This window comes from Acidovorax facilis (genome assembly GCF_023913775.1).
GTDB lineage: Bacteria > Pseudomonadota > Gammaproteobacteria > Burkholderiales > Burkholderiaceae_C > Acidovorax > Acidovorax facilis.
Window position 1 is genome coordinate 1 of the sequence record NZ_JAMXAX010000015.1, and the last position, 13,878, is coordinate 13,878.

12 protein-coding genes and 1 pseudogene are annotated in these 13,878 nt (G+C 64.2%); 9 read left to right on the top strand and 4 right to left on the bottom strand.

What is annotated here, in order from left to right; genetic code table 11:
- Positions 1 to 114: pseudogene (locus NFX52_RS07205) on the bottom strand (ExeA family protein); the annotation flags it as partial.
- Positions 115 to 357: 243 nt separating this feature from the next.
- Between NFX52_RS07205 and NFX52_RS07210 the strand changes: the two are divergent.
- From NFX52_RS07210 to NFX52_RS07250, 9 genes are all read left to right on the top strand, one after another.
- Entirely contained in the window at positions 358 to 2,304 is a 1,947-nt protein-coding gene (locus NFX52_RS07210; protein WP_121507718.1) for an AMP-dependent synthetase/ligase, read from the top strand.
- Between the two features lie 38 nt (positions 2,305 to 2,342).
- A complete protein-coding gene (locus tag NFX52_RS07215; RefSeq protein WP_055400027.1) occupies positions 2,343 to 3,128 on the top strand; it encodes an ABC transporter ATP-binding protein in 786 nt (261 codons plus the stop codon).
- A gap of 15 nt (positions 3,129 to 3,143) precedes the next feature.
- The gene (locus NFX52_RS07220; protein WP_055400015.1) at positions 3,144 to 4,073 is read left to right on the top strand and encodes a branched-chain amino acid ABC transporter permease; all 930 of its coding nucleotides are present in this window, start codon (positions 3,144 to 3,146) and stop codon (positions 4,071 to 4,073) included.
- A gap of 29 nt (positions 4,074 to 4,102) precedes the next feature.
- Positions 4,103 to 5,179: a branched-chain amino acid ABC transporter permease gene (locus NFX52_RS07225; protein ID WP_055400013.1), complete on the top strand. Its 1,077-nt coding sequence runs from the start codon at positions 4,103 to 4,105 to the stop codon at positions 5,177 to 5,179.
- 52 nt (positions 5,180 to 5,231) lie between these two features.
- A complete protein-coding gene (locus NFX52_RS07230; protein WP_055400011.1) occupies positions 5,232 to 6,560 on the top strand; it encodes an ABC transporter substrate-binding protein in 1,329 nt (442 codons plus the stop codon).
- Positions 6,561 to 6,781: 221 nt separating this feature from the next.
- On the top strand, positions 6,782 to 7,594 hold the full coding sequence (locus NFX52_RS07235) for an ABC transporter ATP-binding protein (RefSeq protein WP_055400025.1): 813 nt from the start codon (positions 6,782 to 6,784) through the stop codon (positions 7,592 to 7,594).
- 225 nt (positions 7,595 to 7,819) lie between these two features.
- Entirely contained in the window at positions 7,820 to 9,067 is a 1,248-nt protein-coding gene (locus NFX52_RS07240) for a phenylacetate--CoA ligase family protein (protein WP_055400009.1), read from the top strand.
- A gap of 463 nt (positions 9,068 to 9,530) precedes the next feature.
- A complete protein-coding gene (locus NFX52_RS07245) occupies positions 9,531 to 10,517 on the top strand; it encodes a tripartite tricarboxylate transporter substrate-binding protein (protein ID WP_055400007.1) in 987 nt (328 codons plus the stop codon).
- Positions 10,518 to 10,698: 181 nt separating this feature from the next.
- Positions 10,699 to 11,727 carry a Bug family tripartite tricarboxylate transporter substrate binding protein gene (locus NFX52_RS07250; protein WP_055400005.1) on the top strand — a complete coding sequence of 343 codons (1,029 nt, stop codon included), beginning with the start codon at positions 10,699 to 10,701 and terminating at the stop codon, positions 11,725 to 11,727.
- A 28-nt stretch (positions 11,728 to 11,755) separates the two neighbouring features.
- On the opposite strand, the gene NFX52_RS07255 is transcribed toward NFX52_RS07250, so the two are convergent.
- From NFX52_RS07255 to NFX52_RS07265, 3 genes are all read right to left on the bottom strand, one after another.
- A complete protein-coding gene (locus NFX52_RS07255) occupies positions 11,756 to 12,145 on the bottom strand; it encodes a nuclear transport factor 2 family protein (protein WP_055400003.1) in 390 nt (129 codons plus the stop codon).
- A 99-nt stretch (positions 12,146 to 12,244) separates the two neighbouring features.
- Positions 12,245 to 12,568 (bottom strand): DUF1840 domain-containing protein, encoded by a 324-nt coding sequence (locus tag NFX52_RS07260; RefSeq protein WP_055400001.1) that lies wholly within the window; start codon positions 12,566 to 12,568, stop codon positions 12,245 to 12,247.
- A gap of 29 nt (positions 12,569 to 12,597) precedes the next feature.
- Positions 12,598 to 13,866: a class I SAM-dependent methyltransferase gene (locus NFX52_RS07265; protein WP_055400023.1), complete on the bottom strand. Its 1,269-nt coding sequence runs from the start codon at positions 13,864 to 13,866 to the stop codon at positions 12,598 to 12,600.
- Positions 13,867 to 13,878 lie beyond the last annotated feature (12 nt).

Below are 13,878 nucleotides of genomic sequence, written 5' to 3' on the forward strand. Positions count from 1 at the left end.
TCCATAGAGCAGGTGGGCCAGCGCCTCGCGGTGCCGCTCGCTCATGAACAGGTAGCGGGGGTCGGGGGCGATGGAGAACGGCGGGTGCTGAAGGCCGAAGAACGGGGCGTACATAGCCCGTGAGGATACCGCCCCCCTGTGAAGCGTTCCGCGATACCCCGTCCGCCACCCTCGCCAATCGGCCATTCGCAGTGCGTCAGGGTTTTACCCGAGGAGTAGTTTCCCGTAAATTGTCGTCGGCAAGACAAGATGGCGTCAAAGTCAGTCCTAGCATCCATCCCATACACAGATACGCAGCCACAAGGCCGCGCTCCCGGCAGTCACCGGACGGACACCTCTTACTTTCAGGAACCTGCAATGTTGACCACGTTCCCGCAATTGCTGCTCAAGCATGCCGCCGAGCGCCCCACGGCCCCGGCCCTGCGCGAAAAAGAATATGGCATCTGGCAAACCCACAGCTGGGCTGACCTGGTGCGGCTGGTGGAGCAGGTGGCCGCCGGCCTGCACCTGGCCGGGCTGCAGCGCCATGAACACATGGTGGTGATCGGCGCCAACCGCCCCCGCCTCTACGCCACCATGCTGGCCGCGCAGTCACTGGGCGCGATTCCTGTTCCGCTGTACCAGGACGCCGTGGGGGCCGAATGCGTGTTCCCGCTCAACAACGCCGAAGTGCGCTTTTGCCTGGTGGAAGACCAGGAGCAGGTGGACAAGCTGCTGGAGATCCGCGAGCAATGCCCCCAGATTTCGAACATCTACTTTGACGACCCGCGCGGCCTGCGCAACTACGAGGAACAGGGCCTGGCGTCGCTGGACTCGCTGATCGAAGCAGGCAAGGCGCACGTCGCCAAGAACCCCCAGTGGTTCCAGAGCGAGGTCGCCAAGGCCCAGCCCGACGATGTGGCGGCGATGTTCTTCACCTCGGGCACCACGGGCAACCCCAAGGGCGTGGTACACACCCACAGCACCCTGCTGGACCGCGCCAGCGCAGGTGCCGAGTTCGACAAGCTCACCAGCAGCGAAGAAGTGCTGGCCTACCTGCCCCCGGCCTGGATCGGCCAGAACATCTTCAGCTACGCCCAGTGGCTGGCCTGCGGCTACGTGGTCAACTGCCCCGAGTCGGCCAGCACGGTGACCATCGACCTGAAGGAAGTCGGCCCCACCTACTACTTTGCGCCGCCGCGCATTTTTGAAGGCCTGCTGACCAGCGTGATGATCCGCATGGAAGACGCAGGCACCATCAAGCGCGCCATGTTCCACGCCTGCATGAGCGTGGCCAAGCGGGTGGGCCCCGCCCTCATGGACGGCGAACCCGTGGGCACCCTGGACCGCATCAAGTACGCGCTGGGCAACCTGCTGGTGTACGGCCCGCTGCGCAACAACCTGGGCTTTAGCCGCGTGCGCGTGGCGTACACGGCAGGCGAGGCCATTGGCCCGGATCTGTTCACGTTCTACCGCTCCATCGGCATCAACTTGAAGCAGCTGTATGGCTCCACTGAGACCGCCGTGTTCGTGTGCCTGCAGCCCGACAACCAGGCGCGCGCCGACACGGTGGGCGTGCCGATTCGCGGTGTGGAGATCAAGGTGGCCGACAACGGCGAGATCCTCGTCAAGTCCGCCGGCCTGCTCAAGGAGTACTACAAGAACCCCAAGGCCACGGCCGAGGTGCTCACCGCCGATGGCTGGTACCACACCAGCGATGCAGGATTCCTCGACGCACACGGCCACCTCAAGATCATTGACCGCGTGAAGGACGTGGGCCGCATCAAGGGCGGCGCCAACGATGGCGCCATGTTTGCGCCCAAGTATGTGGAGAACAAGCTCAAGTTCTTCCCGCACATCAAGGAAGTGGTCGCGCTGGGCGACGGCCGCGAGAAGGTGTGTGTGATGGTCAACATCGATTTCGACGCCGTGGGCAACTGGGCAGAACGCCGCAACCTGCCCTACGCGGGCTACACCGACCTGGCACAAAAGCCCGAGGTGTACGAGCTGATCCGCGAGTGCATCGAAAAGGTCAACGCCGACCTCGCCACCGACACCATGCTGGCGGGCAGCCAGGTCAGCCGCTTCCTGGTGCTGCACAAGGAGCTGGACGCGGACGACGGCGAACTCACGCGCACCAACAAGGTCCGCCGGGGATTCATTGCCGAAAAGTACGCGGTGCTGGTGGATGCGCTGTACGCAGGCCGCACCGAGCAGTACATCGAGACCCAGGTCAAGTTCGAGGACGGCCGCACAGGCAGCGTAAGCGCCACCCTGAAGCTGTCGGACACAAAGACCTTCGCGCCCGTCAAGGCTGCAGCATGAAACCCGCTCTCTACCCGCCCGAGCAGCAACACCCCACCATGACCAAAAAGAAGATCGGCGACGTCATCCTGGACGTCAAGAACATCAGCCTGCGGTTTGGCGGCGTGAAGGCGCTGACCGACATCTCGTTCAACGTGAAAGAGCACGAGATCCGCGCCATCATCGGCCCCAACGGCGCGGGCAAAAGCTCCATGCTCAACTGCATCAACGGCGTGTACACGCCGCAGGACGGCTCGATCACCTTCCGGGGCAAGACGTTCTCGCACATGAACTCGCGCCAGGTGGCCGAGATGGGCGTGGCGCGCACATTCCAGAACCTGGCGCTGTTCAAGGGCATGAGCGTGATCGACAACATCATGACCGGCCGCAACCTCAAGATCAAAAGCAACCTGCTGATGCAGGCGCTGCGTATCGGCCCGGCCGAGCGCGAGGAGATCCGCCACCGCGAGTACGTCGAGCACATCATCGACTTCCTGGAAATCCAGGCGTTTCGCAAGACGCCCGTGGGCCAGCTGCCCTATGGCCTGCAAAAGCGCGTGGACCTGGGCCGCGCCCTGGCCATGGAGCCGCAGGTGCTGCTGCTCGACGAGCCCATGGCCGGCATGAACGTGGAAGAAAAGCAGGACATGTGCCGCTTCATCCTCGATGTGAACGACGAGTTCGGCACCACCATCGTGCTCATCGAGCACGACATGGGCGTGGTGATGGACATCAGCGACCGCGTGGTGGTGCTCGACTACGGCAAGAAGATCGGCGACGGCAGCCCCGACGAAGTGCGCAACAACGAAGACGTGATCAGTGCCTATCTGGGCACAAGCCACTGATCGGGAGAACAACTCATGGCATTCTTTTTGGAAACCCTCATCGGCGGCCTCATGGCCGGCATGCTGTATTCGCTGGTGGCGCTGGGCTTTGTGCTGATCTACAAGGCTTCAGGCGTGTTCAACTTCGCGCAGGGCGCGATGGTGCTGTTTGCAGCGCTGGCCATGGCCCGCTTTGCCGAATGGATCCCCAAGTGGACCGGCATCGACAACCCCATCGTGGCCAACCTGGCCGCCTTCGTGATTGCGGGCGCCATCATGTTCGTGGTGGCCTGGCTGATTGAAAAGCTGGTGCTGCGCCACCTGGTCAACCAGGAAGGTGCCACGCTGCTGATGGCCACATTGGGCATCACGTACTTTCTTGAAGGCCTGGGCCAGACGCTGTTTGGTAGCGACATCTACAAAATCGACGTGGGCATGCCCAAGGAGCCCATTTTTGCGTTTGACACGGTGTTCCAGGGCGGCATCCTGATCAACAAGGAAGACGTGATTGCTGCCGCCATTGCCGCTGCGCTGGTGGCCCTGCTGTCGGTGTTCTTTCAGAAAACCTCTACCGGCCGCGCACTGCGCGCCGTGGCCGACGACCACCAGGCGGCCCAATCCATCGGCATCCCTTTGAACCGCATCTGGGTGATCGTGTGGTGCGTGGCAGGTGTGGTGGCCCTGGTGGCCGGGATGATCTGGGGCAGCAAGCTCGGGGTGCAGTTCTCGCTCACCACGGTGGCCCTGCGTGCGCTGCCGGTGGTGATCCTGGGCGGCCTGACTTCGGTGCCCGGCGCCATCATCGGCGGCCTGATCATCGGTGTGGGCGAAAAGCTCTCCGAGGTGTACCTGGGCCCCTTCGTGGGCGGGGGCATCGAGATCTGGTTTGCGTATGTGCTGGCGCTGGTGTTTCTTCTGTTCAGACCGCAAGGTTTGTTCGGAGAGAAGATCATTGACCGCGTGTAACCCATCACAAGAACAACAGGAGACACCCCATGCTCTACCGCGAAAACGGCCAGTTCAAGACGAGCTACCGCGCTGACCAGCAGATCTTCCCGATCGCGCAGGACCGCATTGCCATCGGCATCATCCTGGCCATCGCCTTCATCGCCGTGCCCATGCTGGCCAGCGACTACATCTTCCGTGCCATCCTGATCCCCTTCGTCATCATGGCGCTGGCGGCCCTGGGGGTGAACATCCTGGTGGGCTACTGCGGCCAGATCTCGCTGGGCTCGGGCGCCTTCATGGCCGTGGGCGCCTACGGGGCCTACAACTTCTTCGTGCGTTTCCCCGGCATGCCGCTGATCCCGGCACTGATCCTGGGCGGGCTGTGCGCCACGTTCTTCGGCATCCTGTTCGGGCTGCCCAGCCTGCGCGTCAAGGGGCTGTACCTGGCCGTGGCGACGCTGGCCGCGCAGTTCTTCAGCGACTGGATGTTCCTGCGCATCAAGTGGTTCACCAACAACTCCGACTCGGGCTCGGTGTCGGTCACCAACCTGCAGGTGCTGGGCATGCCGATCGAAAGCGCCACCAGCAAGTACATCTTCTGCCTGGCCATCCTGGTGGTGGTGGCCCTGCTGGCCAAGAACCTGGTGCGCGGCGCCATCGGGCGTGAGTGGATGGCCATCCGTGACATGGACGTGGCTGCGGCCGTGATCGGCATCCGCCCCATGTACGCCAAGCTCAGCGCGTTTGCGGTCAGCTCGTTCATCGTGGGCATGGCCGGCGCGCTGTGGGCCTTTGTGCACCTGGGCGCGTGGGAGCCTGCGGCCTTCTCGGTGGAAATTTCGTTCCGCCTGCTGTTCATGGTGATCATCGGCGGTCTCGGCTCGATCATGGGTGGCTTCTTTGGTGCGGCCTTCATCGTGGTGCTGCCCATCGTGCTCAACCAGTTCCTGCCGGCCTTCATGGGGATCTTTGGCATCGAGGTGTCCACCGCCGGTGTCTCGCATGCCGAGCTGATGATCTTCGGCGCTCTGATCGTGTGGTTCCTCATCGTGGAGCCCCATGGTCTGGCCAAGCTGTGGTCCACCGCCAAACAAAAACTCCGCCTCTGGCCCTTCCCCCATTGATCCCCTGCCAGTTTTCCCCGTGCTTCAACACATTCATCCAAAGGAGACATCCATGAAGCTTTCGAAACTCGTGATCGCCGCTGCGGTGGTTGCTGCCGGTGCCTCGTCCGTTGCGACGAGCGCCCTCGCACAAGCCAAGGAGCAGTTCTTCCCGCTGCTGTCTTACCGCACAGGCCCCTACGCACCCAACGGTGTGCCATGGGCCAACGGCAAGCAGGACTACATCAAGATGATCAACGCCCGCGACGGCGGCATCAACGGTGTGAAGCTGACCTTTGAAGAGTGCGAAACCGGCTATGCCACCGACCGTGGCGTCGAATGCTACGAACGCCTCAAGAGCCGCCCCGGCGTGTCGCTGTTTGACCCCCAGGCCACCGGCATCACGTTTGCACTGACCGAAAAAGCCCCTGTGGACAAGATTCCGCTGATGACGCTGGGCTACGGCCTGTCGGTGGCGCAGGACGGCCAGGCGTTCAAGTGGAACTTCCCGTTCATGGGCAGCTACTGGACCGGCGCCGACATCCTGATCCAGCACATTGGCAAGGCCAACGGCGGTCTGGACAAGCTCAAGGGCAAGAAGATTGCGCTGGTGTACCACGACAGCCCGTTCGGCAAGGAGCCCATCCCGCTGCTGCAGGAGCGCGCCAAGATGCACGGCTTTGAGCTGCAGATGCTGCCCGTGACGGCCCCTGGCGTGGAGCAGAAGGCCACCTGGCTGCAAGTGCGCCAGAGCCGCCCTGACTACGTGCTGCTGTGGGGCTGGGGCGTGATGAACTCCACCGCCCTCAAGGAAGCCCAGGCCACGGGCTACCCCCGCGACAAGATGTATGGCGTGTGGTGGGCGGGTGCCGAGCCCGATGTGCGTGACGTGGGCGAAGGCGCCAAGGGCTACAACGCGCTGGCACTGAACACCTCGGGCCAGCAGCCCAAGGTGATCCAGGACATCCTGAAGAACGTGCACGACAAGGGCCAGGGCACGGGTCCCAAGGACGAAGTGGGCTCGGTGCTGTACACGCGCGGCGTGATCATCCAGATGCTGGCCGTCGAATCGGTGCGCCGCGCACAGGAGCGTTTTGGCAAGGGCAAGGTCATGACCGGCGAACAAGTGCGCTGGGGCATGGAAAACCTGGCCCTGGACCAGAAGAAGCTCGATGCGCTGGGCTTTGGCGGCGTGATGCGTCCGCTGTCCACCAGCTGCGCTGACCACATGGGATCCACCTGGGCGCGCGTCCACACCTGGGATGGCAGCAAGTGGAACTTCTCGTCCGACTGGTACCAGGCCGATGAGCAGATCTTGAAGCCCATGGTCAAGGCCGGTGCGGACAAGTACCTGGCCGACAAGAAGATGACGCGCCGCGACGCTGCGGACTGCCAGAGCTAAGCACATCCCCCTGAGCGGCTTTGCCGCTTCCCCCTTCTCTCTTAGCGCTTCGCGCTGCGGGAAGGGGGACGCCACCAGCGCGGCGGGGCGGCACTTGCGCGGTGGCCCTGGCCTGGGCAGCGACCGTTTCAAGGGCCAGTGAAAAGCGGTTGCCTCTTTGGCAGCCGCCAATCCAAAGGGTTGTGCAACAGCTCTTTGGATTGGTACAGGAAGGCAACACCATGGACTCCAACAGCAATATCGTTCTCAACGTCAACGGCATCGAGGTCATCTACAACCACGTGATCCTGGTGCTCAAGGGCGTGTCACTGCAGGTGCCGCAGGGCTCCATCGTGGCCATCCTGGGGGGGAACGGGGCGGGCAAGACGACCACGCTGCGCGCCATCTCCAACCTGCTGCAGGGCGAGCGGGGCGAGGTCACCAAGGGTTCCATCGAGCTGCGCGGCGAGCGCATCGAAAACCTCTCGCCCGCGGACCTGGTGCAGCGTGGCGTGGTGCAGGTGATGGAGGGGCGCCACTGTTTTGCCCACCTGACGATTGAAGAGAACCTGATGACGGGCAGCTACACCCGTACCAGCAAGGCCGAGATCGCAGCCAACCTGGAGAAGGTCTACAACTACTTTCCGCGCCTCAAGACGCGCCGCACCTCGCAGGCCGCCTACACCTCGGGTGGCGAGCAGCAGATGTGCGCCATCGGCCGCGCGCTCATGGCCAACCCCAGCATGGTGCTGCTGGACGAGCCCTCGATGGGCCTGGCGCCGCAGATCGTGGAGGAGGTGTTCAACATCGTGAAGGACCTGAACACCAAAGAAAAGGTCACCTTCCTGCTGGCCGAGCAGAACACCAACATGGCGCTCAAGTATTCCGACTACGGCTACATCATGGAAAGCGGCCGCGTGGTGATGGACGGCGCAGCGAGCGACCTGGCCAACAACGAGGACGTCAAGGAGTTCTACCTGGGCGTGGGCGGCGGCGAGCGCAAGAGTTTCAAGGATGTCAAAAGCTACAAGCGGCGCAAGCGCTGGCTTGCTTAGGGAGCCCCCTGAGGCGCTGACGCGCCATCCCCCTCAGGGGGACGCACCCGGTGGCCTGGCAAAGCCAGTTCCACGGGTGCGCTGGTGGGGCAGCGCGGGCGGCCAGCGCAGTGCTCATTTTCGGACCTCGGACAAATTCACTCTCAATTTCATAGCTGCTTGCGCTTTATGGATGAGCGCCAGAGGCCAATTTCACTTCAAACCACCTCACAAGGAACCCCAGGCATGAGCACGTTTTATGACGCCCTGGAAACGCGCAGCCCCGCAGAGCGCGAAGCGGCGCTGATGGCTGCGCTGCCGCAGCAGATCGCCCATGCCCAGAAGGCATCGCCCGCATTTGCCGGCATCCTGGCGGGCGTGGATGCAACCACCATCACCGGCCGCGCAGCCCTGGCAAAGCTGCCCGTCACGCGCAAGTACGAGTTGCTGGAGCGCCAGCAGGCAGGCCGCGCCACCAACGTGTTTGGCGGCTTCAGCGCGCTGGGTTTTGGCGCGGCCATGCCACGTGTGTTTGCCAGCCCCGGCACCATCTACGAACCCGAAGGCACGCGGCGCGACTACTGGCGCATGGCGCGCGCCATCCACTCCGCGGGCTTTCGCAGTGGCGAGCTGATCCACAACAGTTTCAGCTACCACTTTGTGCCTGCGGGTTCGATGATGGAAACCGGCGCCCACGCGCTGGGCTGCACCGTGTTCCCCGGTGGCACGGGCCAGACCGAGCAGCAGGTGCAAGCCATGGCCGAACTGCAACCTGCGGGCTACATCGGCACGCCCAGCTTTCTCAAGATCATTGTCGAAAAAGCCGCCGAGATAGGTGTAACGCTGCCCACGGTGACCAAGGCGCTGGTGTCGGGCGAGGCCTTTCCGCCCTCACTGCGCGAGTGGTTTGCCGAGCGCGGCATCGCGGGCTACCAGTGCTACGCCACGGCCGACCTGGGGCTGATTGCCTACGAAACCTCGGCCCGCGAAGGCCTGGTGCTCGATGAAGGCGTGATCGTCGAGATCGTGCGCCCCGGCACCGGCGACCCGGTGCCCGAGGGCGAGGTGGGCGAGCTGGTGGTGACCACGCTCAACCCCGACTACCCGCTGATCCGCTTTGGCACGGGCGATCTGTCGGCCGTGCTGCCAGGGCAGTGCCCCACGGGCCGCACCAACACCCGCATCAAGGGCTGGATGGGCCGGGCCGACCAGACCACCAAGGTCCGCGGCATGTTCGTGCACCCCGGCCAGGTGGCCACGATTGCACAGCGTTTTCCGCAGGTGCTGCGCGCACGCCTGGTGGTCAGCGGCGAGATGGCCAACGACCAGATGGTGCTGCAGGTGGAAACCGTGGAGACCGCCGAGGGCCTGGCACACCAGCTCTCGGACGCTATCCGCGAAGTGACCAAGCTGCGGGGCGACGTGCAGATGGTGGCCCCTGGCACGCTGCCCAACGATGGCAAGGTGATTGAAGACGCGCGGAGCTATAAGTAGCCTCCGCCATGGCGCCCTGCGGCGCCTAGCCGCAGCTGCCTGGGGCGGCAGCTCCTCTTCGATGCACTCCAAGCCTGCGCAGGCAGGCTCGGAGCTGCCGCTCCTCTATCCCCAAAGGAAATGCCGCCCGCGGCCTGGCAAAGCCCGCTCCACGGTGACGCTGGCATCGGGTCGTGCCTGTCTCGGTGATGAGCGGCATGGGCGTGCTGTCAATGCGCAAACGTGAGCCCTTCCCGCTCCGCCCAAAGGTTTGCGTCAGCGCAAAAAGTGCCCGCTTTGGGCGGAGGCATGCCGCAGTGTTTACCCTAGCATTGCTCCTTATTTTGTAGCATTCAGCGCTTTATAGAAAAGCGCTACAGGCGTCTTTTTGTTAAAGACCATGCCCCCTGTGTGCTACGTAATATCCGCAATGTTCCCGCAAACCCCCCTCGCTATCATGGCCCGTCATTCACAGGAGAGACCCATGAAAACAACGCTGAAACTTGCATTGATCGCTGCGGCCGCAGCCACCGCTTTTGGCGCCAGCGCCCAAGACTATCCCGCCAAGGACAAGACCGTCACCATCGTGGTTCCCTTTGCTGCGGGCGGCCCTACCGACCGCGTGGCGCGCGACCTGGCCGAAGCACTGCGCAAGCCCCTGGGTGCTACTGTGGTGGTGGACAACACGGCCGGCGCCGGCAGCTCCATCGGTGCAGCCCGCGTAGCCCGCGCTGCACCGGACGGCTACACGCTGCTGCTCAACCACATTGGCATGTCCACCATGCCCGCGCTGTACCGCAAGCTGTCGTTCAGCGTGCCCAACGACTTTGAATACCTGGGCATGGTCAACGATGTGCCCATGACGCTGATCGCTCGGCCCACCATGCCCGCGAACAACTTCAAGGAGCTCACCGCCTGGATCCAGCAGAACAAGGGCAAGATCAACCTGGGCAATGCCGGCCTGGGCGCTGCGTCGCACCTGTGTGGCCTGATGTTCCAGAGCGCCATGCAGGTGGACATGACCCCCGTGCCGTACAAGGGCACGGCCCCCGCCATCACCGACCTGATTGGCGGCCAGATCGACCTGCTGTGCGACCAGACCACCAACACCACGCCACAGATCGAAGGCAAGAAGGTCAAGGCCTACGCCGTGACCACGCCCAAGCGCCTGACCACCCCGGCTCTGAAGGACCTGCCCACCCTGGCGGAGTCGGGCCTGAAGGACTTCAACGTCAGCATCTGGCACGGCCTGTACGCGCCCAAGGGCACGCCAGCTCCCGTCGTGACCAAGATCAACGAAGCCCTCAAGCTTGCACTGAAGGACCCCGAGTTCATCAAGAAACAAGAAGGCCTGGGCGCGGTGGTCGTCACCGACAAGCGCATGGAACCCGCCGAGCACAAGAAGTTTGTACAGGCCGAAATCGACAAGTGGGGCGCTGTGATCAAGGCTGCAGGCACCTACGCAGACTGATCAGTTTATCCCTTCCAGCCATTGATGGAAAAGCCGCCTCGGCCTTGGCCGAGGCGGCTTTTTTGTGCCTGCCATCGAACTCGGCACCACCACCTTGGGGTAATCCATCTGCACGGATCGCGCCGCGCCGCGTAAAAAGCTTTGCATGCATACGAAACACCTGCGAAAGGACGCCCCCGCCATGACAACACGCCCCCATCCACGCCGCCGCACCGTTGCGGCACTGGCCTGCGTCGCCCTGGGTTGCGCTGCCCTGCTGCCTCTTGCGCACGGCCAACAACAAGCCAGCACCTGGCCCACCAAGCCCGTGCGCATCGTGGTGCCCTTTGCCCCCGGTGGCACCACCGACATCCTGGCGCGCGCCATGGCACCCGAACTCTCGCGCGCGTTTGGTCAGCAGTTCATTGTGGACAACCGCGCCGGTGCTGGCGGGAATGTGGGCGCCGACATCGTCGCCAAGTCACCGGGGGACGGCTACACGCTGCTGATGGGCACCGTGGGCACGCACGGCATCAACCGCGCGCTATACGCCAAGCTGCCCTACGACCCCATCAAGGACTTTGTCCCCGTCACGCTGGTGGCTGCGGTGCCCAATGTGATGGTGATGAATGCCGACAAGGCCAAGGCCCAGGGCATCGCCAACGTGCAGGATTTCATCCGCGTCGCCAAGGCCAGCCCCGGCAAGATGAACATGGCCTCCAGCGGCAACGGCACATCGATCCATCTGGCAGGCGAGCTGTTCAAGAGCATGACTGGCACCTTCATGCTGCACTTGCCCTATCGGGGTTCCGGCCCCGCGCTCATGGACATGGTGGCGGGCAACGCCGACGTGATGTTTGACAACCTGCCTTCGTCGATGGCGCAGATCAAAGCGGGCAAGCTCACGGCCCTGGCCGTGACCAGTTCAGAGCGCTCCAGCGCCCTGCCCGACGTTCCCACAGTGGAGCAGGCCGGAGGCCCGACCCTCAAGGGCTACGAGGCCAGCTCCTGGTTCGGCCTGCTTGCCCCGGCGGGCACGCCCCAGGACATCGTGAACCGCATCCAGCAGGAAGTGGCCAAGTCACTGGCCACCCCGGCGATGAAAGAACGGCTGGTGGCGCAAGGCGCTATTCCGGGTGGCAATACACCCGCCGAGTTTGCCAAACACATCGACAACGAACACAAGAAGTGGGCTCAGGTGGTGAAGGCGTCGGGGGCGAAGGTGGACTGACCTCTTGCCGTGGTGACGGGCCTGCGGGTCAGCCCGTGATGGCTGCCTGCGCGGGCTGCAGGCGCTTTTCACCCGTGGCAAACGAGGCGCGCTCGATGCGCCCGTTCAAGACTTCATACACGCACAGCATCTCCAGCGTCCCCAGGCCCTCGGGAAAATTGCGCGTGATCAATTCGCAGTCCACCACCACATTCGCCACCACCGTGCGCGACAGCAGCCGTGCATGCAGGTCGGGCTCGGCAAAGCGCGCCAGAAAGCGCGGGCGCATCTCGGCATGCCCTTGCGCAAGCCGTTCTCCGTGGAGGACAAACTGCTGCGCGTCTTCGGCGTAGGTCGCGAGCAGGGCGTCGATGTTCTTGGCGTTGTAGGCGTCCAGCTGCGCCTGGACGACGGCCAGCGGAGAAAGGTCGCGGGTCATTGGAGGGTTGCACGAGAAAGAAGAAACCTGCAGGGGGCTGCCGTGAAGATGCGCCGCGAACGAAGCTGCCCGCCGCCCACTGGCTCAAAAGACGAGGCGCTACACGCCCCAGACCACGTCCACATCCGCCGCCGCACTGCGCTTGAGCATGTCGATCAGCGGTGCCACCCGCTGCCGCAGGCGCACGGCCTCAGCGCGGTCTTCCGCACTGGCCTCGTCCTCTCCAACCGCGTCTGCGGACGCCTGCTGAGCCTCTTCGGACGCCACGGCGGACTCCAGCGCAGCGATGGCGGCAGGGATCTGGGCGGCCGTCACGATGCCGCTGGCACCGGGTGTCTTGCCCATGATGGTCACCACCTGGCGGCCCTGCGGCTCCAGCATGATCAGATCGGCTGCGGCGCGGGATTTGAATTTGTAGAGCATGGAGAAGCGTTTTCGTGGAAGAAGCAGACTCAGCTGCGGTAGATGTAATCGCGAATGAACGGATAGCCTGATTGTGCGCCGGGCATGGCCCCGGTGGCCACATCGCCGTCCGGCTTGATGGCCAGCATCTGGTGCAGTGCCATCCAGCCGCGCTCAAACCCCAGGGCACTGCCCGCAAGATACAGGCGGTATGCACGCAAGACCTTATCACCCTGCTGCGCCCCACCCTGTGCGGCCAGCACCTCACGGGCCGCAGGCAATTGGGCTTCGAGCCCGTCGGACCACGCCCACAGCGTACGCGCGTAGTGTGGGCGCAGGTTCTCGGTGTCCACCATCTCCAGGCCTGCGCGGGCCATGTCGTGCAGCACCGTGCTCACATGCAACAGCTCGCCGCCCGGGAAGATGTACTGCTCGATAAAGTCACCCATGCCCGCGCCCAGTTGCGCGTTGTCTGCGCCCCCCGCTGTGATGCCGTGGTTCAGCACCAGCCCTCCGGGCCGCAGCAGGCCCGCCACCGTCTCAAAGTAGCGCTGCATCTGCGCGCGGCCCACATGCTCGAACATGCCCACCGAGGCGATCTTGTCGAAGGGCTGCGCCACCTGCAGCTCGCGGTAATCCACCAGTTGCATGCGCACGCGCCCCTGCAGCCCACGCTCTTCAATGCGCCGCTGTACATGGGCGTGCTGGTTGCGCGACAGCGTGATGCCTGTGGCATCCACGCCGTAGTGCTCGGCCGCCCACAGCAGCAGGCCACCCCAGCCCGCGCCAATGTCCAGAAACCGGTCCCCCGGTTGCAGCTGCAGCTTGCGGCAAATGTGGTCGAGCTTGGCCTCCTGCGCCTGGGCCAGCGTCAGGTCTGGGGACCGGTAGTACGCACACGAATACACGCGGCGCGGGTCCAGCCACAGCGCGTAGAAGTCGTCCGACAGGTCGTAATGGAACTGCACATGGCGCGCGTCATGCGCCAGCGTGTGCACCGCCATCGACCGCGCGCGTGCCAGCACCCGCTGCCACCAGCCGTGGTGCTGGTCGCGGGCCGGGTCGCGGGTCAACAGGCCCGCAGCGGCGGCCATCAGGTCGCGCATGCCGCCTTCCAGCGCCACGCGCCCCTCGACGATGGCAGCCCCCACATTGCCGATCTCGCCCGTGGCCAGCGCCACCAGCGCCATGCGGTCACGAAAGCGCAGCGTTACAGCAGGCTCGGGCGCGCCCAGTTGCTGGCCCGCAGGCAACTGGACGGCCATCGGCACCGGCAAGGCCGCGAGCCGCCCCTCCAAGGTGTGCAGCAAGTGCTTCATGCGGCGCATCTT

Bases quoted from the DNA above. Each gene is read 5' to 3' on its own strand.
- NFX52_RS07210 (WP_121507718.1), top strand. From the start codon at position 358: ATGTTGACCACGTTCCCGCAATTGCTGCTCAAGCATGCCGCCGAGCGC.
- NFX52_RS07215 (WP_055400027.1), top strand. From the start codon at position 2,343: ATGACCAAAAAGAAGATCGGCGACGTCATCCTGGACGTCAAGAACATC.
- NFX52_RS07220 (WP_055400015.1), top strand. From the start codon at position 3,144: ATGGCATTCTTTTTGGAAACCCTCATCGGCGGCCTCATGGCCGGCATG.
- NFX52_RS07225 (WP_055400013.1), top strand. From the start codon at position 4,103: ATGCTCTACCGCGAAAACGGCCAGTTCAAGACGAGCTACCGCGCTGAC.
- NFX52_RS07230 (WP_055400011.1), top strand. From the start codon at position 5,232: ATGAAGCTTTCGAAACTCGTGATCGCCGCTGCGGTGGTTGCTGCCGGT.
- NFX52_RS07235 (WP_055400025.1), top strand. From the start codon at position 6,782: ATGGACTCCAACAGCAATATCGTTCTCAACGTCAACGGCATCGAGGTC.
- NFX52_RS07240 (WP_055400009.1), top strand. From the start codon at position 7,820: ATGAGCACGTTTTATGACGCCCTGGAAACGCGCAGCCCCGCAGAGCGC.
- NFX52_RS07245 (WP_055400007.1), top strand. From the start codon at position 9,531: ATGAAAACAACGCTGAAACTTGCATTGATCGCTGCGGCCGCAGCCACC.
- NFX52_RS07250 (WP_055400005.1), top strand. From the start codon at position 10,699: ATGACAACACGCCCCCATCCACGCCGCCGCACCGTTGCGGCACTGGCC.
- NFX52_RS07255 (WP_055400003.1), bottom strand. From the start codon at position 12,145: ATGACCCGCGACCTTTCTCCGCTGGCCGTCGTCCAGGCGCAGCTGGAC.
- NFX52_RS07260 (WP_055400001.1), bottom strand. From the start codon at position 12,568: ATGCTCTACAAATTCAAATCCCGCGCCGCAGCCGATCTGATCATGCTG.
- NFX52_RS07265 (WP_055400023.1), bottom strand. From the start codon at position 13,866: ATGAAGCACTTGCTGCACACCTTGGAGGGGCGGCTCGCGGCCTTGCCG.